Origin of the sequence: Corallococcus sp. 4LFB (genome assembly GCF_046520365.1) — a bacterium.
GTDB lineage: Bacteria > Myxococcota > Myxococcia > Myxococcales > Myxococcaceae > Corallococcus > Corallococcus caeni.
Window position 1 is genome coordinate 1 of the sequence record NZ_JBKGHJ010000789.1, and the last position, 2554, is coordinate 2554.

Annotated in this window: 3 protein-coding genes; all 3 read left to right on the forward strand. The window is 70.2% G+C overall.

The genetic code is table 11. The features are described from left to right. The first annotated feature begins 103 nt into the window (after nt 1–103). Nucleotides 104–1594 carry a tetratricopeptide repeat protein gene (locus ACLEQD_RS41145; RefSeq protein WP_410391373.1) on the forward strand — a complete coding sequence of 497 codons (1491 nt, stop codon included), beginning with the start codon at nt 104–106 and terminating at the stop codon, nt 1592–1594. 158 nt (nt 1595–1752) lie between these two features. Then, on the forward strand, nt 1753–2040 hold the full coding sequence (locus ACLEQD_RS41150) for a hypothetical protein (RefSeq protein ID WP_410391374.1): 288 nt from the start codon (nt 1753–1755) through the stop codon (nt 2038–2040). An 80-nt stretch (nt 2041–2120) separates the two neighbouring features. Then, the coding region (locus ACLEQD_RS41155; RefSeq protein ID WP_410391375.1) for an FHA domain-containing protein at nt 2121–2554 on the forward strand (434 nt) is incomplete at its 3' end.

The following is a 2554-nucleotide window of genomic DNA, read 5'->3' on the forward strand; positions in this document are numbered from 1 at the left end:
CGTGCCCGCCGGGGGCACCCGCCGGCCGCCGCGCCGGAAGGGCGCCCGAAGGCTCCGGTGCCGCGAAGCCTGAACCCACCGCGTTGCTCGAGGGGGTGCGGCCGTGAAGACGAACCACAGCATCGACATCAGCAGCCAGTTGAAGGGGATGGGGACGACGGGGATGAACGGCTTTCGCACCAAGCGGATGTTCCTGGCGGGGGCCTTCGCCTTCGCCTTCACCACGGCCTGCGCCACGGGGCCCCGCCCCACGCCGGTCGCGATGAACACGGTGGAGAAGCCCGCGGCCGTGGCCGCCGCCAGCCCCTCGCCCGCCCCGGCCCAGGAGGACGACACCGACGGCCAGTTCGCGGAGGCCCTGAAGGCCTACGAGGCCGGGGACCTGGACGGCGCGCGCAAGGGCTTCGAGGCGGTCGTCTCCCAGGAGCCCAAGGCGCTCAACGCCCGGTTCAACCTGGGCGTCATCGCGGAGAAGCAGGGCCGCCCGGCGGACGCCCGCGCGGCGTACGAGCAGGTCCTCACGCTGGACCCCGCGCACACGCCGTCGGTGATGAACCTGGGGCTGATGCACCGGCACGAGGGCCAGCTGGACGAGGCCATCTCGCTGTACACCCGGGCGCTCCAGACGCCGGGCCACGAACACGACGAGCCCGTGCTCAACGCGCTGGCCGCGACGTACCGGCTGGCGGGCAAGCTGGACGAGGCGGAGGCCACGGGCCGGCGCGTGTTGGCGCGCAGCAAGGACAACCCGGAGGCGTACAAGACGCTGGCGCTGGTGGCGTACGACCGGGGCCAGTACCGCCTGGCGGAGCTGCTGATCATCAACGCGCGCAAGGTGACGCCGGACGACCCGGCCATCTCCAACACGCTGGGGATGATCTACCTGAAGATGGACGACCGCCCGCGCGCGCTCGCCCAGTTCCAGAAGGCCGTGTCGCTGGATGACACCTTCGCGCCCGGCCACCTCAACCTGGGCGCCCTGGCGCTGAGCTACCGCGACTACGCGGGCGCGGAGAAGGCCTTCACCAAGGCCCTGTCCCTGGAGCCCGACGGCCTGGAGGGGCAGCTGTACCTGGCGTACGCGCTGGACGGCCAGAAGGGCATGGATCCGAAGAAGGGCGTGGCCGCGGGCGAGGCGTTCGAGAAGGTGCTCGCGCGCGCCGCGGACAAGCCGGAGGCGGTGTGCGGCGCGGGCTGGGCGTACGCGTCCGACCGCGCGGGCTTCGAGAAGGCCATCGCGTTCCTGGACCGCTGCAAGGAGCTGCCCGTCTCCACGGACCAGGACAAGCAGCTCATCACCGCCAAGGTGAACGGCCTGCAGAACATGCTCAAGAACCCGCCGCCGGCCCCGGCTCCGGCCGCCGCCACGGCGGACGCGGAGGGCGAGCCCAAGAAGGACGCGGCCGCCACCGGGGGCGCGGGTTCGTCCGTGATGAACCAGCTGCCCCAGGACGCCAACGCGCCCGAGCAGGGCCCCGCCGAGGGCGCCGCGGAAGGCAGCACCGGTGCTCCCGAAGCGGCTCCGGCCGCGCCCGCCGCCGACGAAACGTCTGGCAATGGACAGGCGGCGCCTGTGCCTGCTCCGACGCCCTGAAGAAACAACAGTCGCCCTGGCGGGAAGGACGAGAACTTTCTTCCCGCCTCCAGGCCCCCAGGTGCAAGCGGCCGGGTGACTCCCTTAGAATCCAGGTGCTTGGAGTTGGTGCGAGCCCTGCAATGGAAAGCGCGAAGCGGGCCTGGCGGAGACATCACATGAAACGACTGCTGGCAGCGATGGTGATGGTGGCGGGACTGGGGATTGCGGCTCCCGCCCTGGCGCAGGACAGCGGCAAGGACTCGGTGCGGATCATCCAGGAGGAGGATCGCACCGTGTACCGCAAGAAGACGGTGATTGATTTCACGGACGTGGCGGTGGAGGGCGAGCTCACGAAGCCGGAAGGCTCCTACGTGCTCAACCGCAAGAAGACGGATTTCCAGAGCCTCATCAGGGTCCGGGAGAACTTCGACCCGGAGCTTCAGAAGTCAGCGGACAATCTTTAGACGGCACAGGTGGCGTTGAACGTTTTCGGGACGGGAAGGGAAGAAGGAAGAACTTCATGGCGGCGGCGAGAAAAAACGGTTTGACGCTTCGGATCACCACCCCCGATGGCTCCATCCAGGAGACGGTTTCGGAGGCGGAGAGTGTCATCGTGGGGTCGGGCGCCCAGGCGGCGGTGAAGATTCAGGACCCGCGCGTGTCCAACCTCCACGTGATGCTGAAGGTGGACAGCGATGGCTCCGTGACGGCCATCGACCTGGGCAGTGAAGCTGGCACCCAGGTGTCCGGGCAGAGGCTCATCATCCCCACGGCGCTCAAGCCCGGGGACGTGCTCACGGTGGGCACCTCGCGGGTGGAGGTGCTCTTCGGTGACGCGCCCCGGCCGGTGGCTCCGGCGGCGGCGGTGGCCCAGCCCCGGCGTGTTCCAGCAGCGCCCGGTGATCGCCTCCGGCGGCCTCCGGTGGCCACGCGGCCTCCGGTCAGTGCGCCCTCTGCTCCGGTGGCCCACGCGGCCCG

Excerpts from the sequence above, each read along its gene's own strand:
- ACLEQD_RS41150 (WP_410391374.1), top strand. The coding sequence starts at position 1,753 with ATGAAACGACTGCTGGCAGCGATGGTGATGGTGGCGGGACTGGGGATT.